At 30.7% G+C, this 18,881-nt stretch carries 19 protein-coding genes; 6 read left to right on the top strand and 13 right to left on the bottom strand.

Annotated elements, in window-relative coordinates; all coding sequences use genetic code 11:
• Positions 1-92: 92 nt before the first annotated feature.
• Entirely contained in the window at positions 93-1,628 is a 1,536-nt protein-coding gene (gene guaA / locus FOC43_RS01365) for a glutamine-hydrolyzing GMP synthase (protein ID WP_002777501.1), read from the bottom strand.
• A gap of 136 nt (positions 1,629-1,764) precedes the next feature.
• Here guaA and FOC43_RS01370 point away from each other — a divergent pair, with 136 nt between their 5' ends.
• From FOC43_RS01370 to FOC43_RS01380, 3 genes are read left to right on the top strand one after another with little or no spacing between them, the layout of a single operon-like run.
• Positions 1,765-2,241: a hypothetical protein gene (locus FOC43_RS01370; RefSeq protein WP_002777499.1), complete on the top strand. Its 477-nt coding sequence runs from the start codon at positions 1,765-1,767 to the stop codon at positions 2,239-2,241.
• Positions 2,234-4,048, top strand: a complete 1,815-nt coding sequence (gene uvrC, locus FOC43_RS01375; protein ID WP_002783664.1) for an excinuclease ABC subunit UvrC — start codon at positions 2,234-2,236, stop codon at positions 4,046-4,048. Before FOC43_RS01370 ends, uvrC begins: the two co-directional genes overlap by 8 nt.
• A 1-nt stretch (position 4,049) precedes the next feature.
• Positions 4,050-5,243: a hypothetical protein gene (locus tag FOC43_RS01380; RefSeq protein WP_002777493.1), complete on the top strand. Its 1,194-nt coding sequence runs from the start codon at positions 4,050-4,052 to the stop codon at positions 5,241-5,243.
• Here the strand turns inward: FOC43_RS01380 and FOC43_RS01385 are convergent.
• The 3 genes from FOC43_RS01385 to ciaC form a co-directional block, all read right to left on the bottom strand.
• Positions 5,240-6,142: a radical SAM protein gene (locus tag FOC43_RS01385; RefSeq protein WP_002777490.1), complete on the bottom strand. Its 903-nt coding sequence runs from the start codon at positions 6,140-6,142 to the stop codon at positions 5,240-5,242. The genes FOC43_RS01380 and FOC43_RS01385 overlap by 4 nt on opposite strands.
• Positions 6,139-7,161 (bottom strand): uroporphyrinogen decarboxylase, encoded by a 1,023-nt coding sequence (gene hemE / locus FOC43_RS01390; RefSeq protein ID WP_002789869.1) that lies wholly within the window; start codon positions 7,159-7,161, stop codon positions 6,139-6,141. Before hemE ends, FOC43_RS01385 begins: the two co-directional genes overlap by 4 nt.
• Positions 7,162-7,308: 147 nt before the next feature.
• Entirely contained in the window at positions 7,309-7,620 is a 312-nt protein-coding gene (gene ciaC, locus FOC43_RS01395; RefSeq protein WP_002777486.1) for an invasion antigen CiaC, read from the bottom strand.
• 242 nt (positions 7,621-7,862) lie between these two features.
• Here ciaC and FOC43_RS01400 point away from each other — a divergent pair, with 242 nt between their 5' ends.
• Positions 7,863-8,468 (top strand): lysozyme inhibitor LprI family protein, encoded by a 606-nt coding sequence (locus FOC43_RS01400; RefSeq protein WP_002789871.1) that lies wholly within the window; start codon positions 7,863-7,865, stop codon positions 8,466-8,468.
• Here the strand turns inward: FOC43_RS01400 and pdxA are convergent.
• Both pdxA and FOC43_RS01410 read right to left on the bottom strand, forming a co-directional pair.
• Complete coding sequence (gene pdxA / locus FOC43_RS01405; protein ID WP_002777479.1) at positions 8,452-9,552, bottom strand: 4-hydroxythreonine-4-phosphate dehydrogenase; 1,101 nt, start codon at positions 9,550-9,552, stop codon at positions 8,452-8,454. The two genes, FOC43_RS01400 and pdxA, sit on opposite strands and share 17 nt — an antisense overlap.
• A gap of 2 nt (positions 9,553-9,554) precedes the next feature.
• Positions 9,555-10,322, bottom strand: coding sequence for a pyridoxine 5'-phosphate synthase (locus FOC43_RS01410; protein WP_002783656.1), 768 nt, complete (start codon positions 10,320-10,322; stop codon positions 9,555-9,557).
• A 55-nt stretch (positions 10,323-10,377) separates the two neighbouring features.
• Here FOC43_RS01410 and FOC43_RS01415 point away from each other — a divergent pair, with 55 nt between their 5' ends.
• Entirely contained in the window at positions 10,378-11,355 is a 978-nt protein-coding gene (locus FOC43_RS01415; RefSeq protein ID WP_002777475.1) for a Ppx/GppA phosphatase family protein, read from the top strand.
• A 192-nt stretch (positions 11,356-11,547) separates the two neighbouring features.
• The gene (locus FOC43_RS08805) at positions 11,548-12,003 is read left to right on the top strand and encodes a hypothetical protein (RefSeq protein WP_002786814.1); all 456 of its coding nucleotides are present in this window, start codon (positions 11,548-11,550) and stop codon (positions 12,001-12,003) included.
• Positions 12,004-12,102: 99 nt separating this feature from the next.
• On the opposite strand, the gene FOC43_RS01425 is transcribed toward FOC43_RS08805, so the two are convergent.
• Genes FOC43_RS01425 through FOC43_RS01455 form a run of 7 tightly spaced genes read right to left on the bottom strand, consistent with a single transcriptional unit; the run spans position 12,103 to position 18,867 of the window.
• Positions 12,103-13,053, bottom strand: a complete 951-nt coding sequence (locus FOC43_RS01425) for an SAM-dependent methyltransferase (protein ID WP_002781910.1) — start codon at positions 13,051-13,053, stop codon at positions 12,103-12,105.
• A complete protein-coding gene (gene pgp3 / locus FOC43_RS01430; RefSeq protein ID WP_002777466.1) occupies positions 13,050-13,871 on the bottom strand; it encodes a peptidoglycan metallopeptidase Pgp3 in 822 nt (273 codons plus the stop codon). The genes FOC43_RS01425 and pgp3 overlap by 4 nt, the downstream gene beginning before the upstream one ends.
• Positions 13,868-15,862, bottom strand: coding sequence for a glycine--tRNA ligase subunit beta (glyS, locus tag FOC43_RS01435; RefSeq protein WP_002790569.1), 1,995 nt, complete (start codon positions 15,860-15,862; stop codon positions 13,868-13,870). The genes pgp3 and glyS overlap by 4 nt, the downstream gene beginning before the upstream one ends.
• A gap of 52 nt (positions 15,863-15,914) precedes the next feature.
• Entirely contained in the window at positions 15,915-16,535 is a 621-nt protein-coding gene (locus FOC43_RS01440; RefSeq protein ID WP_002777462.1) for an HAD family hydrolase, read from the bottom strand.
• The gene (locus tag FOC43_RS01445; RefSeq protein ID WP_002781908.1) at positions 16,528-16,860 is read right to left on the bottom strand and encodes a hypothetical protein; all 333 of its coding nucleotides are present in this window, start codon (positions 16,858-16,860) and stop codon (positions 16,528-16,530) included. Before FOC43_RS01445 ends, FOC43_RS01440 begins: the two co-directional genes overlap by 8 nt.
• A 9-nt stretch (positions 16,861-16,869) precedes the next feature.
• On the bottom strand, positions 16,870-18,492 hold the full coding sequence (locus FOC43_RS01450; protein ID WP_002792450.1) for a cation:proton antiporter: 1,623 nt from the start codon (positions 18,490-18,492) through the stop codon (positions 16,870-16,872).
• A complete protein-coding gene (locus FOC43_RS01455; RefSeq protein ID WP_002777456.1) occupies positions 18,493-18,867 on the bottom strand; it encodes a heat shock protein transcriptional repressor HspR in 375 nt (124 codons plus the stop codon).
• Positions 18,868-18,881: the final 14 nt, after the last annotated feature.

Consider the following 18,881-nt stretch of genomic DNA (forward strand, 5'->3'; position numbering starts at 1 on the left):
ATGCTAGTTTTTTATGTATTAAAAATTTGTTAATGAGGGTTTTAAATTCTTGAAAACCTGTATATTATTATCAGGTTTTCAGATTTTTTAATTTATTCCCATTCTATAGTTGCAGGTGGTTTACTTGAGATATCATAAACTACGCGGTTAATACCTTCAACCTCATTGATAATACGACGCGAGATATTTTCTAAAATTTCATAAGGTATGTGTGAAAAAGTCGCTGTCATTCCATCACTTGCATCAACAACACGAACACAAATGGTATTATCATAAGTTCGGTTATCTCCCATAACACCAACGCTTTTTACATTTAACAATACACAAAAAGCTTGCCAAGTTTTATTATACCAACCTGTGCTTCTTAGTTCTTCAAGTAAGATTACATCTGCTTTGCGTAGTAATTCAAGACTTGGGCGATTGACTTCTCCCATGATGCGTATAGCAAGACCAGGGCCTGGGAAAGGATGGCGATAAACTATTTCTTTGCTTAATCCAAGCTCGATACCTAAAGCACGCACTTCGTCTTTAAAAATTTCTTTTAATGGCTCAACAAGTTTAAGATTCATCTTTTCAGGCAATCCACCTACATTGTGGTGGCTTTTGATAGTTTTGCTTGCACCTATAACCGAACTTTCTATGATATCAGTATAAAGTGTGCCTTGAGCTAAAAATTTCACATCTTTGTGTTTTTTAGCTTCTTCTTCAAAAATTTCTATAAAGGTATTGCCTATGATTTTGCGTTTTTGCTCAGGATCAGTAACTCCTGCTAAGCGATCTAGGAAAATCTTGCTTGCATCAATGCTTATAAGATTAATCCCTAAAGTGTTTTTAAACATAAATTCAACTTGTTCTTTTTCGTCACTTCTTAAAAGTCCATTATCTACAAAAACTACTATAACTTGATCTTTGATTGCATTTGCTAGTAAGGCTGCTACGACACTGCTATCTACCCCGCCGCTTACAGCACAAAGAACTTTATCTTTGCCCACTTCTTCGCGAATTTTTTCAGCTTGAGTTTTTGCAAAAGATCCCATATTCCAAATACTTTCGCAATTGCAAGCATATTTTGCAAAATTTTTCAAGATGCTTTTGCCAAATTCACTGTGTTGTACTTCAGGGTGAAATTGCAAGGCAAAGAATTTTTTCTCTTCATTTGCAAAAACACAATACGGACTATTTTCACTTGTTGCTAAAACTTCAAAACCTTGTGGTAAATTTTCAACCTTATCAGAATGACTCATCCAAACGATTTGTTTTTTAGGTAGATTTTTAAACAAATCGCTATCTTTTTGAATTTCTATACTTGCTTTGCCGTATTCTTTGTGTCCTGCTGGAGCAACATTGGCTTTATAATGATGAGCCATGAGTTGCATACCATAACAAATTCCAAGTATGGGTAAGCCTAGATTAAAAACCTCTTTATCACAAAAGTACGCATCTGTTGCATAAACACTTGCAGGGCCACCACTTAAAATAATACCCTTAGGTTCTTTCGCTTTGATATCTGCTAAACTTACATTAAAAGGCAAAATCTCAGCATAAACGCCTTGCTCTCTCAATCTTCTTGCTATAAGCTGAGTATATTGCGATCCAAAATCTAAAACTAAAATATCTGCTTTTTTCATTCTACCACCTATTTAATTGTTCGTATTTTTTAATGCTTTTTATTGAACCATTTTGTTCGTAGCTAGTGTATTGTGGGTTGCCCTTATAGCCACATGCACACAAAAAAATTAAGAAAAAAAATGCTAAAATCATCTTATGGAAAAATTTCAAAGTCCAAAGATAATTAAAAATACTAGCGCCATTCTTAATGACTTGATGAGTAAGTCTCATTATCGACCCTTAAAAACCTTATTTTTTTGTAAAGATTTTTTAAATTCTTTTCCGCCTGCCAAACAGCGTTTAATCGCTAGAATTTATATAAAAAATCATATTTTAAATATAGTGACTTTAAATTCAGCCGCTTACCAAGAATTAAATCACGATAATAGCAAAATTTATATTAAAGTTCTCATAAAAAAATACGGAAAAATGTATCCTTTGAGTGGATTTTCAGATATAAAAGATTTAAAAATTTTTACACAAAAATACAATAATACAATAAAAAATAATGAAAATTTCACGGCTAAAAAACCCTATATAGAATTAAGCCTTGGAAAATTTGAAAATAAATTTGAAAATAAAATTTTAGCAAAGAAATTTGAAGAAATAAGGCAGATGATAAGAAATGGCTGAAATTTTACTTAAAAATACTCTCAAAGAAGAGCTTCAAACCCTACCTGCAAATGCTGGAGTGTATCAGTATTTTAATGCCGAAGGAAAGCTTTTATATGTAGGCAAGGCTAAAAATCTTAAAAACCGCGTAAGATCTTATTTTGCTTTTACCCCAAATTTACGCGCCAATCCAAAAAATTCTTTAAGAATTCAAAAAATGATAGAAGAAGCGGTGCATTTGGAATTTATTACAACAAATTCAGAAGCTGATGCTTTGATTTTGGAAAATTCTTTTATCAAGCAACTTCATCCAAAATACAATATTTTACTAAGAGATGATAAGACTTATCCTTATATTTATGTAGATTTTAATGAAGAATTTCCGCGTTTTGAAATCACTAGAAAATTAGTTAAAAAAAGTAAAATCAAATATTTTGGCCCCTTTTTTAAAGGAGCTAGAGAGCTTTTAGATGCGCTTTATTTATACTATCCTTTAAAGCAAAAAGCAAGTTGTAAATCTCCTTGTATTTTTTATCAAATTTCTCGTTGTCTTGCGCCTTGTGATAAAAAAATTACCCAAGAAGAATATCGTTTGATTTTAGATAAAGCTATCAATGCTCTTTTAAGCCCTAGTATTTTAGTGAAAAATTTGGAAAAACAAATGTTTCATTTAGCCCAAAATGAGAATTATGAAGAAGCGGCAAAAATAAGAGATCAGATTGCTACGATAAGGGATTTGGAAATTAAAGTTGAGATTGATATCGCTAAATTAGAAGACTTTGAAATTTTTGCTTTAGCTTGTGAAAGCTCTATGCTTTCAACTTTGCGTTTTGTGGTGCAAAATGGAAAAATCATCAGCGCTAATTCTAAAATCACTCCGCTTAAAAACAATACAGATTTTGATAAAAATGAGATTTATAAACAGCTTATTTTAGAAAATTTTAGCGTAGACATTCCTTTGGTTGCAAATACTGTTTATGTTTATGAGGATTTTGAAGACAGGGAGCTTTTAGAAGAAATTTTAAGCCAGAGATTTGATAAAAAAATCAGCATTAAAGTTCCTAAAATAGGGGAAAAAAGAAGAATTTGTGATTTGGCATTTCAAAATGCGTGTTTAAATATACAAAAAGAGCAAAAAAATAGTGATTTTAATATACAAAAAGAACTTAAAAATTATTTCGAGCTTGAAAATCTGCCAAATTGTATAGAAGTTTTTGATAATTCTCATTTGCAAGGTGTGGCGAATGTAGGAGCTATGATAACTTATAAAATGGGTACTTGGGATAAGTCAAATTATAGAAAATTTCATTTAAAATACAAAAATGATTATGAGCAAATGCGTGAAGTTTTAACGCGTAGAGCATTAGAATTTGACAAAATGCCTGCTCCTGATTTGTGGCTTATAGATGGGGGAAAGGCTTTGCTTGATTTAGCTAAAGAAATCATCTTAAGTAGTGGGGCAAATGTTGATATTTTAGCAATCTCAAAAGAAAAAATCAATGCTAAAGCTCACCGCGCTAAAGGAGGGGCTAAAGATAAAATTCACTCTTTAAAAGGAGAATTTGCCCTAAGCATTAACGATAAAAAATTACAATTCTTACAGAAATTAAGAGATGAAGCACATCGTTTTGCCATAAGTTTTCATCAAAACACTAAGAAAAAACAAGATTTATCAAGCTCTAAGCTTGTAAAATCAGGACTTAGTGCGGGAGTTATACAAAAACTTTTGGCGTATTATGGAAGTTTTGAAGCTATTTATGAGGCAAATTTTGAAGAATTGTGCCAATTAGTAGGAAAAAAATCAGCACAAAAAATAAAGGAAGATTGATTTGTTATTGGTTTGGATTATTTTTATTTTTAATATTATTTTGGCTTTTTTAAGTATAGATTTTACAAGAATTCATGAAAGCCTTGAGCAAATTAAACTTACTTTTTTTGCTAGTATTTTTATTTTGTCTTTAACTTTAATATTTTTCCTTTTTCGAAAAAAACGAGCTTTGGCTAGGAAAGATCAAAAAATTTTATTAATTAAAAATGAATTTATACATGCTGAAGAGATAGATATCGAAACGAGTTTGGATTTGATTCGGGAAAAAATAGCACATTTAAATCAAGATTTATTTAAGATTTCTCATGAAAAAGAAACTTATGCAAAATTGCTAGAGGATAGTTTGTATCAAATTGGCAATATTGAGGGCGTTGTAAGATGTTTAGATGAAGAAGAAGCAAGCAAGGAAATCAAATCACTTGTTTTAAATGCATTAAAACATCAAAAAGAACAAATTAGACTTGGACTTAATCAAGCTTTAGAATACCATAAAAGCATAGGGGTGGCACAGGGCAATGTTTTGCAATTTGAAGCAAGTGCTGCGATAGTAAGTGATGATGGGCTTGAAGCATTTTTGCTAGCAAATTTGTTGTCTTATTTTGGCATAGAAAATACTATTTTTAAGAGTTTGAGTTTTGATATCAATGATTTTCATGTGGTTTTCATTAAGGATAAAATTTTAGAGCAAAGTTCTAAGAAAGCTGATGATTTTATCGTGTTTGGGCGTAGTAAAAACTTATATTATGAGTATTTTTTAAGCCTACCTTTTGAAAAAAAAGAGCTTGAAAATATTTTGCAAAGAAAACTTGATAAAATTTGTGCTTTAAAATTTCAAACTCCTTATCAAAATAATGTTTTGCTTTTTAAACAAAATGAGTTTGATGCAACTTTGTTTTTTAATATCATAGAAAAACAATGCTCCCAAAATATGCGCGTGAATTCTTTTAGTGAATTGAAAAAAGAATTAAAAAAAGAAGCTTATCGTTTGATATTGCTTGATTATGAATTGATTAAATTTGATCTTGAGCAGATGCGTTCTATTCTTAGCGCTTATAAAAAGCAACACCCTCAAAGTCATATTATATTCTTTTCTAGGGAGAGGGTGAGGGATTTTGATTGCGTAAGCGAGGTTTTAAATGATATCAGCAGAAATGATCTTATAGCTTTGATTAGAAAATATTTGCCTAAAAATTAGGCTTTATAGAATTTAACTCCTGCTAGATTAAGAATCTTTATTTTTTCTTCTTTTATAAGCTTGTCTAAAAGAAGTTGAGAAGTTTTATCTAATTTATTTTCTATATCTATCTCACTTTGTGAGCGTAGATGAAGCATTTTTAGCAATTCTTCTTCATTAAAATTTAACTTTTCACCCTCATAGTGTCTTTTGGGCAAAAGCACGGGAGTGGAAGTTATGAGTTTGGAAAGTTCCAAAAGTCTTTCTTCGCTTATTTTTTTAACCGCATAAGCTGGGGGTCTATCAATGGTGCTTAAATCAACTCTTAAGGGCGCTATTTTAGCTAAAGCTTGATTTAAAGCGATAAATTCTTCTTCATTGTCATTAAGATCTTTTACGACAAGGATCTCCATTACAAGATCACCTTTAAATTGGGTTTTAAATTCTGCCATTTTTTCTATCATTTTTTCTAAGTTAATATTTTTTAAAGCCCTATCAATACGGTAAAAGGTTTTAGAAATAGCACTGTCTAGGCTAAATTTAACCACATCTAACTTTAATAAGGTATTGAATTTGTCTTGATCTAAAACCACGGTGCCATTGCTTAAAATGAGCAATTTTTTATCTTTAGCAATCTTGCGTAAGGATGAGATCAATTCATCTAAATGAGGATAAAGGCTTGGTTCCCCATTGGCTGTTAAGGTAAGAAAGTCAAATGGGACATTTTTTTCAAGAGCGCCTTGAACTTCTAAAATGATTTCTTCTACGCTTACAATCTCATCTTGTTTTTCTTGAGGTTTTTGAGCCTCAAGTTCGCAATATACGCAATCAAAATTGCATTGTTTCTTGCTAGGGCTTAGATCAATACCTAAAGATCTTCCAAAACGTCTTGAATTGATGGGGCCAAAGAGAATTTTCATTTGGCTGAACTTTCTTGCACAAGCTGGATAAAGTATTTTGCATTTTCAACAGGAATGTCAGGCAAGATTCCATGACCTAGATTGAAAATATGAGCTTTATTTTGCATAATTTCAAGAATATTTTCTACGCCTTGTTTGATAGCTTTTTTATCATAAAGTCTGCAAGGTTCCATATTGCCTTGTAGGGTGTATTGGTGGGATAATTTATCGCGTGCTAAATCAAGAGGAGTACTCCAATCAACTCCAAAAACATCAAAATTTCCATCGATTTTATCCAAATAGCCACTAATGCCTTTAGGAAATAAAATTACAGGTATGTGAGGGTATTTGTTTTTAATAAAATCAGAAATTTCAAGCATATACTTAAATGAAAAATCAAAGAATTTATCACATTCTAAAGCACTCGCCCAGCTATCAAAAATTTGCACCGCATTTGCACCTGCTTTGATTTGTTCTTCTAAGTAAGATTTTAAAACTTGAGTGAGTTTATTTAAAATTTCATGCAAAAGTTCTGGATTTTGATAAAGCATTTTTTTACATTTTGCATAATTTTTACTTCCGCTTCCTTCTATCATATAAGTTGCTATAGTCCAAGGACTGCCACAAAATCCTATCAAAGCTTTATCAAGCGGTAATTTTTCGCGTGTTAGTTTTAAAGCATCATAAACATAGTTTAGTTTTTTATAAGCATTTTTATCATCTAGCTTGTTAAGGTCTTCTAAGGTTGAAATAGGTGTTTGAAATACCGGTCCTTCGCCTTTTTCAAAGCGTAAATTCATTCCCATTTCAAGAGGGACTACTAAAATGTCTGAAAAGATAATCGCCGCATCAACTCCTAAAATATCAACAGGTTGTAAAGAAACCTCCGAAGCTCTTTTGTAGTCTTTACATAAGGATAAAAAATCTCCCGCTTCTTGTCTAACTTTCATATATTCAGGCAAATATCTTCCTGCTTGACGCATCATCCAAACGGGTGTATAGGGTGTAGGTTTTTTAAAGCAAGCGTCGATAAAAATCATAATTTTCCTTTGTTTTTTTCATAAAATTATAACAGAAATTAATAAAAATAAATGTGTTTTGTTGTATGAAAGATTTGTGATTGTCTTATTTTGGTGTTTTATAAATTTATACGAGAATTGAAAAATTCTCGCAATGAAATTTTAAATTTATATTTTAGCAGTATTTCCCGCATCAATGGTTGCAAAAAGTTTATTGAGTAAATCTTCTTCATTTTTTTTGTATTGATCTTCTCTCATTTTTTGCCAAGCATAAGATTTAAAATCTTCTTTAACAGCACTAAGATCAAGATCTTCATTAGTAAATTCACTTGAACTTGTCTTTTTGTCTTCTTTTTCTTCTTTGTTTTTAACTTCATTTAGAGTAGCTTGAAATTCATCTGCTGAAGTGCTTTTTTCCTTAACCTTGGTTGTGGCACTAAACATAGAGCTTGAAGTTGTTTGGATATCTTTTACCACCATTTTCTCCTCCTTTTGTTTTTTTGATTTTAAATTAGATAAGCAATTTTTATTCCAATTTAGAAATTTTGGATAATTTTTTAGAAAATTTTTGATCATTTATCAAAAAGTAAAAGGAGTTTTCACAGTTTTGTTAATTTGTTTGAAATAAATCTGTATTGTGATGGTTAAAAATTTGTATTTTGATTTTTTTAAAAAAATTAAAAATATTTTTGTTACAATAAAACAAAAAATAAGGAGAGGCAATGAAGATAATTTTACTAACAATTTTAAGTTTTCTTAGCTTATGGGGCTTGAGTTTTGATGAGCTTATATATAAAAATGAAGTTAGAGCGAGTTTTGATTGTTCTAAGGTTAAAAATAATGGCAAAAATGATGATGAGTTAATCATATGCAATAAAATAGGCGCTATTAATGAATTTGAAAATAAAAAACTTGCTTTGATGGATAATATCTTTATAAGTTTATATCAAGAGCTTTTAAAAAATGCAAATGAAATTATAAAAGAAGATTTTAAATTGGTTGTGAAAAAAATGTTTAGAGAAAGAAAAAATTGTGCCAAAGTTATATCAAACGATCTTTTGCAAGCAGATCAAGATCCTCAATCGCCTTTTGTTTACAAGACTGATTGTATAGAAAAAACTTATGCTAAAGTATTTTTAGAGCTTATGCAAAAAGCTAAAAAAGATACTCAAAGCAAAGAAAGATTAAAGCAAATTTTTAATAATCAAGTAGATAGATATGAAAATTTAATCCAAATGAGCATTCAAGATCCTATAGATTTGGAAATTTTTATAGACAATCTAGCCCAAGAGGGCTTGATCGATGATAATGCTAGATTGAAGCTTTAGAAGGCAATTCTAAAGCAAATTTAGCTGCTTCAAAATAGCTTTTAGTACTGATTTTGGCATTTTTATAGGCCTTATCAAAGGCGGTGCCATGATCAACACTTACGCGTATAATGGGCAAATTTAAACTCACATTGATACTTTTTTCAAAATACAAAGCCTTTAGGGGTGCTAAGCCAAGATCGTGATACATGGCTATTAAGCGATTGCATGCTTTTAAATTTGATTTTGTAAAAGCTGTATCTGCGACTAAAGGGTAGGGCAAATAAACACCTTTTGTATTAAAATTTAAAAGCAATTCTTTTTGTAATTTTTCATCTTTTAGAGCTTTTTTAAAGAATTTTTCATCTTTTTTAGAATTTAAAAAAGCATTAACAAAAGCGATAGCCTTTTGCATAAGCTCTTCTTCTTTGCCTCCTATCACCCCATAATCTCCTGCATGTGGGTTAAAACCTAAAAGTCCGATTTTTTTAAAGCGAGTTTCTTGATAAAAGTCTTTTAAAAAAATACTTAAATTTTGAAAAGTGATTTTTTTGCTTACTTTTGCTAAGGGTATGTGCTCGCTAAAAAGTCCTACAAAAAGTTCCTTACATCCTAGCATCATGATGGCATTTTTTTTAAAAAAGAATCTTAGTGCATCAGTATGTCCTTTAAATTTAAGCCCCGCATCCTCCCAAGCTTTTTTATGTATAGGTAGAGTAAGTAGGGCGTGTGCGTGGTTTTTATAAACAAAATAGCTTGCCGCCTTAAAGCTTAAGAAGCTATATAGGCCACTTTTTGCATCTATTTCTCCTGCTTTAATGTCAAAGTTTTCATCCACTTTTAAATTTAAAGGCAAGCCAAAAGAATAAATTTCAAGAGAATTATGCTTTTTAAGCAGTGTAAATTCATAATTTTTAGCATCTTTAAAAGCTACGATTTTTGCATTTAAAAGCTCTAAATTTAAAAGTTTTAAAGCTTTTTGAAGCAAGCTTTCATGGATAAAATAATAAGGAGTGCAAATTTGGCTTAATTTTTCATGTGAGCGTGCTAGAATTTCAAGCCCTATGCCATTGATATCGCCTATGCTAATGGCTAATTTTTTCATCTTTAAAGCAGTGCTTTCATTTCTAAAATCGCATTTTGTAGTCCTACAAAAACCGATCTTGCTACAATACTTTGGCCGATATTAAGTTCGCAAATTTTTTTGATATTTGCTATTTGGCTTACATTTTTATAATTTAGCCCATGCCCAGCAGCGACTTTTAATCCAAGCTCCACTCCTTTTTTAGCACAAATTTCTATATTGTTTAACTCCTCTTCAAATTTACTTTGTAATGTTTTTTTGCTTAAATCAAATTCTTTTAAAGCAAAGGCTGTATGAGAGATATTGCTAAAAAGTGCGTTATGCAAATTTGCATAATGTCCTGTGTGAAGTTCTATAAAATCAGCTTTTAATTCATATGATTTTTGTATATCTTCTAAGCTAGGATTGATAAAAAGTGAAACCTCGATTTGCGCATTTTGAAGTTTTTCTATACTTTCTTTGATTTTATTATGATTTAAATTTAGCCCCCCTTCTGTGGTAAGCTCTTCTCTTTTTTCAGGCACTAGGGTGATACGATGAGGTTTTAATTTAAGTGCTAAGTTTAGAATTTCATCATTTAAAGCACATTCTAAATTGATAGGACTTTTGCAAAAGCGTATGATATTTTCTAAATCAAAATCTTGAGCATGACGACGATCTTCTCTTACATGCAAAGTGATTTGATCTCCAAATTTAGCAGCTATAAAAGCGGCTTCTAAAAGATCAGGATCATTTACCATTCTAGCTTGTCTTAATACTGCAATGTGGTCGATATTTACACCTAAAAGCATATTTTTCCTTTAGAACTTTTTTGCTATTATACTATAAATTTAAATAAGGATAGTGATGTTAGGTATAGATCTTGGCTCAAATACTTTAAGAGCGGTTTTTATAAATGAAAAATTTGAAAAATTGGATGAATATGAATTTATCATAGGTTCGGCTAAAAACTTAGATAAAACTGGAAAGATAAGTGATGAAGCCATAGAAAAACTTCGCAATGCACTTCAAGAAATAGCTAAAAAATATGACTTAAGCCAAGCAAGAGCAGTCGCAACTGCAGCTTTTAGAAAAGCAAGCAATACGAATGAAATTTTTACTCGTTTAAAACAGGAATTTCAAATTGATTTTAAAGTGATAGATGCCAAAATTGAAGCTAAAATCAGCGTTTTGGGTATGAAAAGGGGGCTTTTAAATTTAGGCTTAAATTTGGATTGTGGGTATTGTGATTTAGGGGGCGCATCTTGTGAATTTTCTTTTAGGGATAATTTTCAAAGTTTTGATTTTGGTATTATCAGTTTTTATGAAAAATGCAAGATAAAAAAAATCGCAAATTCTTTTTCTTTTAAAAAAATACTTCAAAAATATCCTAATTTTCCTTATAGATTTAAAGATAAAAAGCTAAAAATTCATTTTTTAATTCACGATAATTTTTTAAAAACCATGGCTTTTGAGGCCTTTGGGCAAAGCAATGGTTTAAAAAAAGCATTAAAACAAAGCAAGATGAAAAATATCGTTTTAAATTCAGGTGTCCCTACGGCTTTAGCGGCTTTAAAAAAAGGCTTAAATTATGAAAAATACGAGGCAAAGAAAATCAATGGTGCAAGATTAAATATCAATGATTTTTTAACTTTTGGGCAAAAACTTTGGTATATGGATGAAAAAAAGGCAAGTTTTTGGGTAGGAAATACGCGAAAAAATTATTTAGTTGCGGGATGTTTTTTGCTTTTTAGTATTTTTGAAAGAGAAAAACTTATAGTGATTGATGAGGGTTTAAGGGAGGGGCTTTGTATGGCTGATTTAAATTTAAAAGATTACCAATGAAAATTACCATAGCAATTATTTTTTACTTTATTTACCCTAATCTTTTTAAGTGCATGTGCTTTTAAAGAAAAAAAGCAAGTGAAATAAAAACTCTTGCAAGTAATTATGGTGGAATTTATATCTTTGATAAAAAAATAAGAGAAGAGATATTGGAATTAGAGAAAAAAAAGAGAAGAATTTCGTAGTAAGTATTTGGGTAGTGAAATTAAAGTAGGAAATGAAACTCATTTTGTGAATTTTTCTTATTTGAAGAAAAAATTCCCCCAAATCCTTTCTAATGGTTGTAAATATTATCGTAATGATTATAATTATAAAATAGGAGAATCAAACTTCAACTTCAAAGATAAACCCGAATTTGCATACTATGAAGATCAATTTAAAGCATATATGGGTGAAGAAAACTATAAAAAATTAAGACCTTATTTAGGTATGACAACTTATTATGTGTGTGAGGGTAAAAAATATCCTGTTGTTTTTTCTACCATGATAGATTATAAAGTAAAAAACTATGGTTTATTTGGAGATGAAGGAAGAGGATTTAGCTTTTCAAGCATAAGTCGTAAAAGTGCAGGCGGAGGATCTTTTCATTATTTTACCAATGGTAAATTTATAAAAAGTGATGAAAAATATACAGGACAAAGTTACTGATGAATCCTAAAGAACTTATCTCTCAAATCAAAGACTATGCTAATATAGCAGATGCTAGTTATGCAATGCTTGATTTGAAAAATAAAGAAAACAATCATGCTAGAATTTAGCAAATTCAAAGAAGTGAAATTTTTCATCAAAATTAAAAAATAAAATTTTACTTTGTGAAAGAAAATTTTCATAAGTCTTAAGATTTTTATCTTTGATGTATTTTAATAATTCTTCAAAACCAAAATCAATCAAGGCTTGGTTTTGTTTTTTTAGAGCTAAGAGTTTAAAATCATGTTCTTTTATAAGCTGTTGAATTTGATTAAAATTGACATTGTAGGTTAAATCGCTTTTACCAAAAAAATCTTTTAAAGTGATTTCAAAAGGATTAAAAACTTCATGTTTTTGATAAATTCTAATGCTAAATTGTTGGGGATTAAACACGCCATAATCAAAACTTGCAAAGATAAATTTTTTAGAAGCTTTATCCAAATCTTTAAAAAATTCTTCCAATTCTAGGCTTAATTCGCCTTTTTTTAAATTTAAAATTTCGCATTTTTCTTTTAATTTAGCCTCCATAGGCTCAAAAACAAGTTTAAAATCTTTAATAAAGGCCATTTTATCATCATCTATCAATTCACAAGTAAAACTATCAAAAAGCTCATTGCAAAAGAAAAAGGCATTTTCAAAATGACATTCTTTTAAGCTTCTCTTATGTGTAAATTCCACGCCTTCTAAGGTCTTTTTTTGCAAATTTCTTAATTTTTCATGAGGCTCTATGATAAAAAAAGAAAGCTTGGAAAAAATTTCAGGCCTAAATTCAAGCAAAGCGGCTAAAAAATCTCTACTCAAATAGCCCTCATTGGCTCCTATTTCTACAAGTTCTAAGGGAAGTTTTAAGACTTTTTTATCTATAAGATCTAAAAAATGCTTTGCTAAAAGAGTGCCAAAAAGATTTCCCACGCTTACTGCGGTAAAAAAATCTCCATTTTTGCCTATACTAACAGCGTTTTTATAATAACTTTCATGCAGCCAAGCGTGAAAAAATTCGCTAAATTTCATTGAAAAAGTGTATTAAATTTAGAGATAAAATCCAAAGGATCTACTTGTTTACCTCCAGCTAAAATACCAAAATGTAAGTGTGGTCCACTAACCCTTCCTGTAGCTCCACTTAGCCCCAAAAAATCACCTTTTTTAACCTTTTGTCCTACCTTAACTTCGATTTTAGAAAGATGATAATACTGCGAGTAAATGCCAAAACCATGATCAATGACTACTGATTTTCCTGCAAAATAGCGATCTTTTGCTATTTTTACTACACCTGAATTAGCCGCATAGATGGGGGTTCCTACAGCGGCTCTAAAGTCTGTTCCGCTATGATAGCTTGCAACTTTTTCATTAAAGGTTCTTGCTTTGCCAAAATCACTCGTAATAAAAGAATTTAAAGGCGTATTAAAAGAGCCATCAAATAAAGCTTTTGGAGTATAAGAACTATAAATTGCATTAGCTTCTTTAAATTCTTTAGCAATGCGTTCTTTAACAGCTTTAGGTGGAAAAACTTTTTTATTCTCTACGCTTAATTTTTCACTTTTGTAATTGCCTTCCAAAGTTTTTATAAAAATTTCTTCTTTTTTGTTTTTATAAAGAGCGGTAAGCTTAGTATTTTGAGGAGGATTTTTATAAGGCAGTGAAAATATAGCTAAAATTTTCTCTTGATTTTTAGGATGAGGAAAGGTAGCTAAAATTTTATCTTCGTTTTTCAAAGAAATAAAATCTTTTTTATCCAGTTCCAAAAATAAAGCTTGTCCTTTGATAAGCTCGAAATTTTGAGCTCCAAAGAGCCAAAGAGCAAGACTTAAAAAAAGAAAAAAAGCTTTCATAGGCTTAGCTCTTTAAGATCGGCAATTTTTAGAAATTCTTCGTAAATTTCATAGATAAGTGCTTGGCGATTATTTTTAAGTTTTTCATCTTTGGCATTGATCATTACTTTATCAAAAAATTCGTCTATAAAAGGTTTAAGTGAGAAGAGATTTTCAAGTTTTTCTTGTAAAGAGTGTGCTTGAATTTTTTCCTTAAAGGCTTTATAAAGTTTATTTTCTGCTTCTTCAACAAAAAGGTTTTCATCGACTTTGTGCGAAGTTTTATTAGCGATATTGGCCAGTCTTTTAAAGGTAGTGAAATTTTCTTGAAAATTAGCTTTTTTGCTTAATTCTATAAGGGCTTTTACGCTTTGATTGATGTGGATAAGATCTGTGCTTTTAGAGCTTAAAACCGCTTTGATAAAAGAAGCATTAACGCTATAAAAGGTATAAAGTCTTTCAAAAATAAAATCTTTTAAAATTTGCATATCAAAGTTTTTATAATGGCTTGCTAGTTTTTCTAGTAGTGCTTGAATGTCAAATTCTTTGTTTAAATTTAGGGCAATTTTGATTATCCCATTAGCAGCACGCCTTAAGGCGTAAGGATCTTTTGTACCGCTTGGAATTTTACCTATGCTAAAAAGTCCTATGAGAGTATCAAGCTTGTTTGCAAGGGCAACTATGCTTGAAAATTCAGTGCTAGGAAGTGGAGCTTGTTCGGAATTTGGTAGGTATTGCTCCTTTATAGCAAGACAAATTTCATAATCTAGACCCATTTTTTGTGCATAATAGCTTCCCATAATGCCTTGCAAATCTGTAAATTCATAAACCATTTGCGTTGCTAAGTCAGCTTTTGCGTATTTGATCGCAGTGCTTATATTTGCGATTTTATCATTGTTTAGCATTTGACATAAAACTTCAGCGATTTTTATCTCTCTTAGACTTTTATCTTGCATTGTTCCTAAGCCTTCAAGATAAGTCATTTTAGCGAGTTTTTCAGGATTTAAGCCACTTTGCAAATCGTTTTGATAGAAAAACATTGCATCACTAAGTCTTGCGCGCAAAACTCTTTCATTACCGTGAATGATTTTTGAGTAATCCTCGCACACTGCATTGCTTACAACGATAAAATGATTACTTAAACCTTTTTCATTAAAGACTGCAAAATAGCGTTGATTTTCTCTCATGGAAGTAATGATAACTTCGCTAGGAATTTGAAGATATTCTTCTTCAAAACTTCCTAAAAGTGCATTAGGGTATTCTGTGATAGCAATAACTTCAGCCAAAAGCTCCTCATCTTCGCCTATTTGGATATTGTTTTGGCTTTCTAGGAGTTTAAATTGCTTGAGTATTCTCTCTTTTCTTTGGAGTGGATCTAAGATAATGTAATTTTTTTCTAAAAGGCTAAAATATTCTTTTGCGTTATTAAATTCTTGCAAGTCATAGCTTACACTTCTGTGTATAAAAGTTTTTTTAGCACTCTTAACACCATAGCTTTCAAATTCGACTAAATTATCATCTAGGATGCAAACTATAGAGCGGATTGCACGGATAAATTCAAAAGAATTCGCACCCCAACGCATGCTTTTACCAAAGTTAAGACTTTTTAAAAATTGATGAATCATCTCTCCTAAAACTTCTTGGCTTTGCAAACCTTTAATGGCTTTTTGATGATACAAGACTTCTTTACCTTTGATCTCTTTAAAAGAAAGCTCATTTTCGCTAATGCCTGCTTTTTGTAAAAAGCTTTGTCCTGCGGCTGATAATTGACCATCCTTATAAGCGACATTTTTAGGTGCACCTATAAATTCAGCAAAGCTATCTTCTTGTTTGCTTGCGAAATTTTTATGAAAAATCACCAAGCGACGCGGAGTGTAGTAAAATTTAAAATCACTCACCAAGCGATAATCTTCTAAAACATCTTTCCATTTTTTTTCTATATTGGCTAATTCTTTTAGTAAAGGAATAGCGGGTAGTTCTTCTGTTCCGATTTCTATTAATAATTCACTCATATGTACTCTTTTAAAAATTTATTTTATTTTAACTCAATTTTCATTAAAAAACTTATAAATACTTCTCTAAAAAGTTTTTAAGTTCGTTTGCATTGCTAAATTCATTTTCTTGTAAATCCTTTTGATACCATTTCGCATGAAAATAAGGCACATTAGCATTTTTCGCACATTCTCTATCTTTTTGACTATCACCTATAAAAACACTTATTTTGTGGGGCGCTTCAGACTTTAAAAGATCTAGCATCATAGGATGGGGTTTGGGTTCTATACCAAGACTTACACCTAAAATTTTATCAAAATAAGGAATGATTTCATGTTTTTTAAGTATGCTAGAAAGCGAGCTTTGAGGCGCATTAGTGGCGATAGCTAAAAAACAATTTTGCTCTTTTAAAAATTCCAATATTTCTTTAACCCCTTCAAATAAAACCACGCTTTGCTCATAGTGTTTGATGAAATATTTTTCAAAACCATCTTTAAAGCTAGAATGATGGAAATTATCTATACTATAAAGCTCTTTTGCCCAGTCTACATTTGGAGTATTGATGGTTTGCATGATTTTCTCCCTAGAAAGTGGGCTTAAATTTAGTTCATTTCTTATCTCATTGACAGCACAAGATATAGCATTTGCACTGTCGATTAAGGTGCCATCCATATCAAAAAATACATTAATCATAATAATCCTTCAAATAAGTTTTATGTTTTTCTTTCTTTTCACCTTTTTTAAGTTTATCTAAAGCATTTGCAAGACTTAGAAGTTCTTCTTTTTGTTTTGAAAAATCAAGGCAATGATTTACAAAATTTTCTAAGCTTTTATTATAGCTTGAATTTAAATTTACCGCCTCGCATTTTTCAACTATTTTTTTATTTTTTTCCATTCTTTCTTGAAATTTCTCTTTATCAAAATTTTCTTTTTTTAAAGCCGAAATAGCTGCATTTGCAAATTTTTCCAAGGCTCTTAAATATTTAACCCTTAGAGTTTTTTCATCTATTTTTGCCAATACCATCCTTTAAGTATTTTTGTGAATTCTGCATTCTAGAGCCTCTTGGACTAAATTTCTTGCGATGACTTTTTCAGATCTTACAATGCGTATGTTTTCATCGATACTTGAAAAAAGTATCTTTTCAAGACTACCATTAACATGGATAATTGTATCAATAGGCTTTGGATAAGAAGCTAAAACCTGACAAATCATTTCGAGTTTGGCTTCGTTGGTTATGGTTACGATTGCTACTGCGCATTCTGTTATATTGGCTATCTTGAGTGTTTCTTCTTGGGCAGCATTGGCAAAAACGACATTTTCACCCCGACTTATGCCAAGTTCTACCAAATTTAAATCACTTTCTAAAACCAAATAAGGAACACCAGTATTTTTGATTTTTTGCACTATCTCTTGTCCTAAGCGTCCGTATCCAAAGATTACAAGATGATTTTTTAGGGTGCTGTGAGTGCTTTGCTGAACAACATTAGTGTTTAAAGTCATATCTTCTACTACATTGGCTATTTTTCTTATATTGTTTAATACAAAAGGGGTGATAATCATAGTTACAATAGAAACAACAATCAAAATTTGAGCAGTTTCAACATCTAGCATACTTTTTGCTTGCAAGAGCGAGAAGATTGCCAAAGCAAATTCTCCAACTTGAGCGATAGAAAAAGCAGTTTTTAAAGCCACTCTTTTTTTGGTATATAAAAATAAAAAACCACATACTATGCCAAATTTTAAACCCATTATAAGTAAGGTTAAGACACAGATAATAAACCAATTTTGTGCTACGATATGAAGCTGAATTTGCATTCCTACGGTTATAAAAAATAAGCCTAAGAGTAAATCTCTAAAAGGGATTAAGTCTGCTTCGATTTTATGTTTATATTTAGTTTCTGCTATCAAGGCTCCTGCGATAAAAGCTCCTAAAGAATAAGAAAAACCAAAATAATTTGCCAAAAAGCTTGCCCCAATCACCATAAAGAGTATAGTACTGATAAAAATTTCTTGCGAGGAAGCGCGTATAATCAGTCTAAATATCCTATCGACTAAGTATTTACCTATAAAGAAAAGTAAAGCGATTAAGATAACTGCTGAAAGAAGAGTTGTAAGGAGTAATTGTCCTATGTTTTGATTATTTGAAGAGAAAATATCCACAAGCAATAACAAAGGAATCACAGCTATGTCTTGAAAAAGTAAAATCCCTAAGGCTTTTCTTCCGTATTGCTCATTAATATCGCCATTATCATTTAAAATTTTAAGCACCACTGCGGTTGAAGAAAGAGCTAGAGCAAAACCTACTATGGTTGCGCTTTTATCACCAAGTCCTAAAATTCCTATAGCTAGCAACATAAAAACAAAGCCGCAAGTAAGCATTTGTAAAGAGCCATTTAAAAATACCTCTTGTTTCATGGCTATTAAATGCTTAAAAGAAAATTCAAGCCCTATAGTAAACATTAAAAATACTATACCAAATTCAGCAATATGTGTAATCTCACCCTTGCCACTTAGATGATAAATTTTAGAAATAATCTCTCCTGCAGCAATGTAACCGATAATAGTAGGAATTTCAAATTTCTTGAAAATAACATTAAGAACGATAGCTAGAGCAGCTGTAATTAAAAAAATTTCTAAAAAATTATCCATCTATTTTTTTTCATAAAAAATTAAATCAAAACTATTTTTATGTTTTACAACTGCTTTTGAGCTTGCATTTGGATTTTGTTGTTTGCTAAGCTCTAAGCGTAGCTCATCGATTAAATTTTCAAATTCATGAAGTTGATTTTTAAGCTTTAAAATCACATCTACTCCTGCCAAATTTACCCCCATATCGCGCGTTAAACGCAAGATAAGCTTGATACGATCGATATCCCTTTGAGAATAGAGCCTTATTTTTCCATCAGTTCTACTAGGTTCTATCAAACCTTCTCTTTCATATTGTCTTAGGGTTTGTGGATGTATGCTTAATACTTTTGCTACGACACTTATTAAATATACGGGTTCATTATAATGGTGTTCCATGACTTTACTCCTTT

It is taken from the genome of Campylobacter coli (genome assembly GCF_009730395.1).
GTDB lineage: Bacteria > Campylobacterota > Campylobacteria > Campylobacterales > Campylobacteraceae > Campylobacter_D > Campylobacter_D coli.

Bases quoted from the DNA above. Each gene is read 5' to 3' on its own strand.
- FOC43_RS01425 (WP_002781910.1), bottom strand. From the start codon at position 13,053: ATGAAATTTAGCGAATTTTTTCACGCTTGGCTGCATGAAAGTTATTAT.
- FOC43_RS01450 (WP_002792450.1), bottom strand. From the start codon at position 18,492: ATGGATAATTTTTTAGAAATTTTTTTAATTACAGCTGCTCTAGCTATC.
- hemE (WP_002789869.1), bottom strand. From the start codon at position 7,161: ATGATTTTTATCGACGCTTGCTTTAAAAAACCTACACCCTATACACCC.
- FOC43_RS01455 (WP_002777456.1), bottom strand. From the start codon at position 18,867: ATGGAACACCATTATAATGAACCCGTATATTTAATAAGTGTCGTAGCA.
- FOC43_RS01370 (WP_002777499.1), top strand. From the start codon at position 1,765: ATGGAAAAATTTCAAAGTCCAAAGATAATTAAAAATACTAGCGCCATT.
- FOC43_RS01385 (WP_002777490.1), bottom strand. From the start codon at position 6,142: ATGAAAATTCTCTTTGGCCCCATCAATTCAAGACGTTTTGGAAGATCT.
- FOC43_RS01410 (WP_002783656.1), bottom strand. From the start codon at position 10,322: ATGCTTTTAGGTGTAAATATCGACCACATTGCAGTATTAAGACAAGCT.
- glyS (WP_002790569.1), bottom strand. From the start codon at position 15,862: ATGAGTGAATTATTAATAGAAATCGGAACAGAAGAACTACCCGCTATT.
- FOC43_RS01415 (WP_002777475.1), top strand. From the start codon at position 10,378: ATGTTAGGTATAGATCTTGGCTCAAATACTTTAAGAGCGGTTTTTATA.
- pdxA (WP_002777479.1), bottom strand. From the start codon at position 9,552: ATGAAAAAATTAGCCATTAGCATAGGCGATATCAATGGCATAGGGCTT.
- ciaC (WP_002777486.1), bottom strand. From the start codon at position 7,620: ATGGTGGTAAAAGATATCCAAACAACTTCAAGCTCTATGTTTAGTGCC.
- uvrC (WP_002783664.1), top strand. From the start codon at position 2,234: ATGGCTGAAATTTTACTTAAAAATACTCTCAAAGAAGAGCTTCAAACC.
- FOC43_RS01440 (WP_002777462.1), bottom strand. From the start codon at position 16,535: ATGATTAATGTATTTTTTGATATGGATGGCACCTTAATCGACAGTGCA.
- pgp3 (WP_002777466.1), bottom strand. From the start codon at position 13,871: ATGAAAGCTTTTTTTCTTTTTTTAAGTCTTGCTCTTTGGCTCTTTGGA.
- guaA (WP_002777501.1), bottom strand. From the start codon at position 1,628: ATGAAAAAAGCAGATATTTTAGTTTTAGATTTTGGATCGCAATATACT.
- FOC43_RS01400 (WP_002789871.1), top strand. From the start codon at position 7,863: ATGAAGATAATTTTACTAACAATTTTAAGTTTTCTTAGCTTATGGGGC.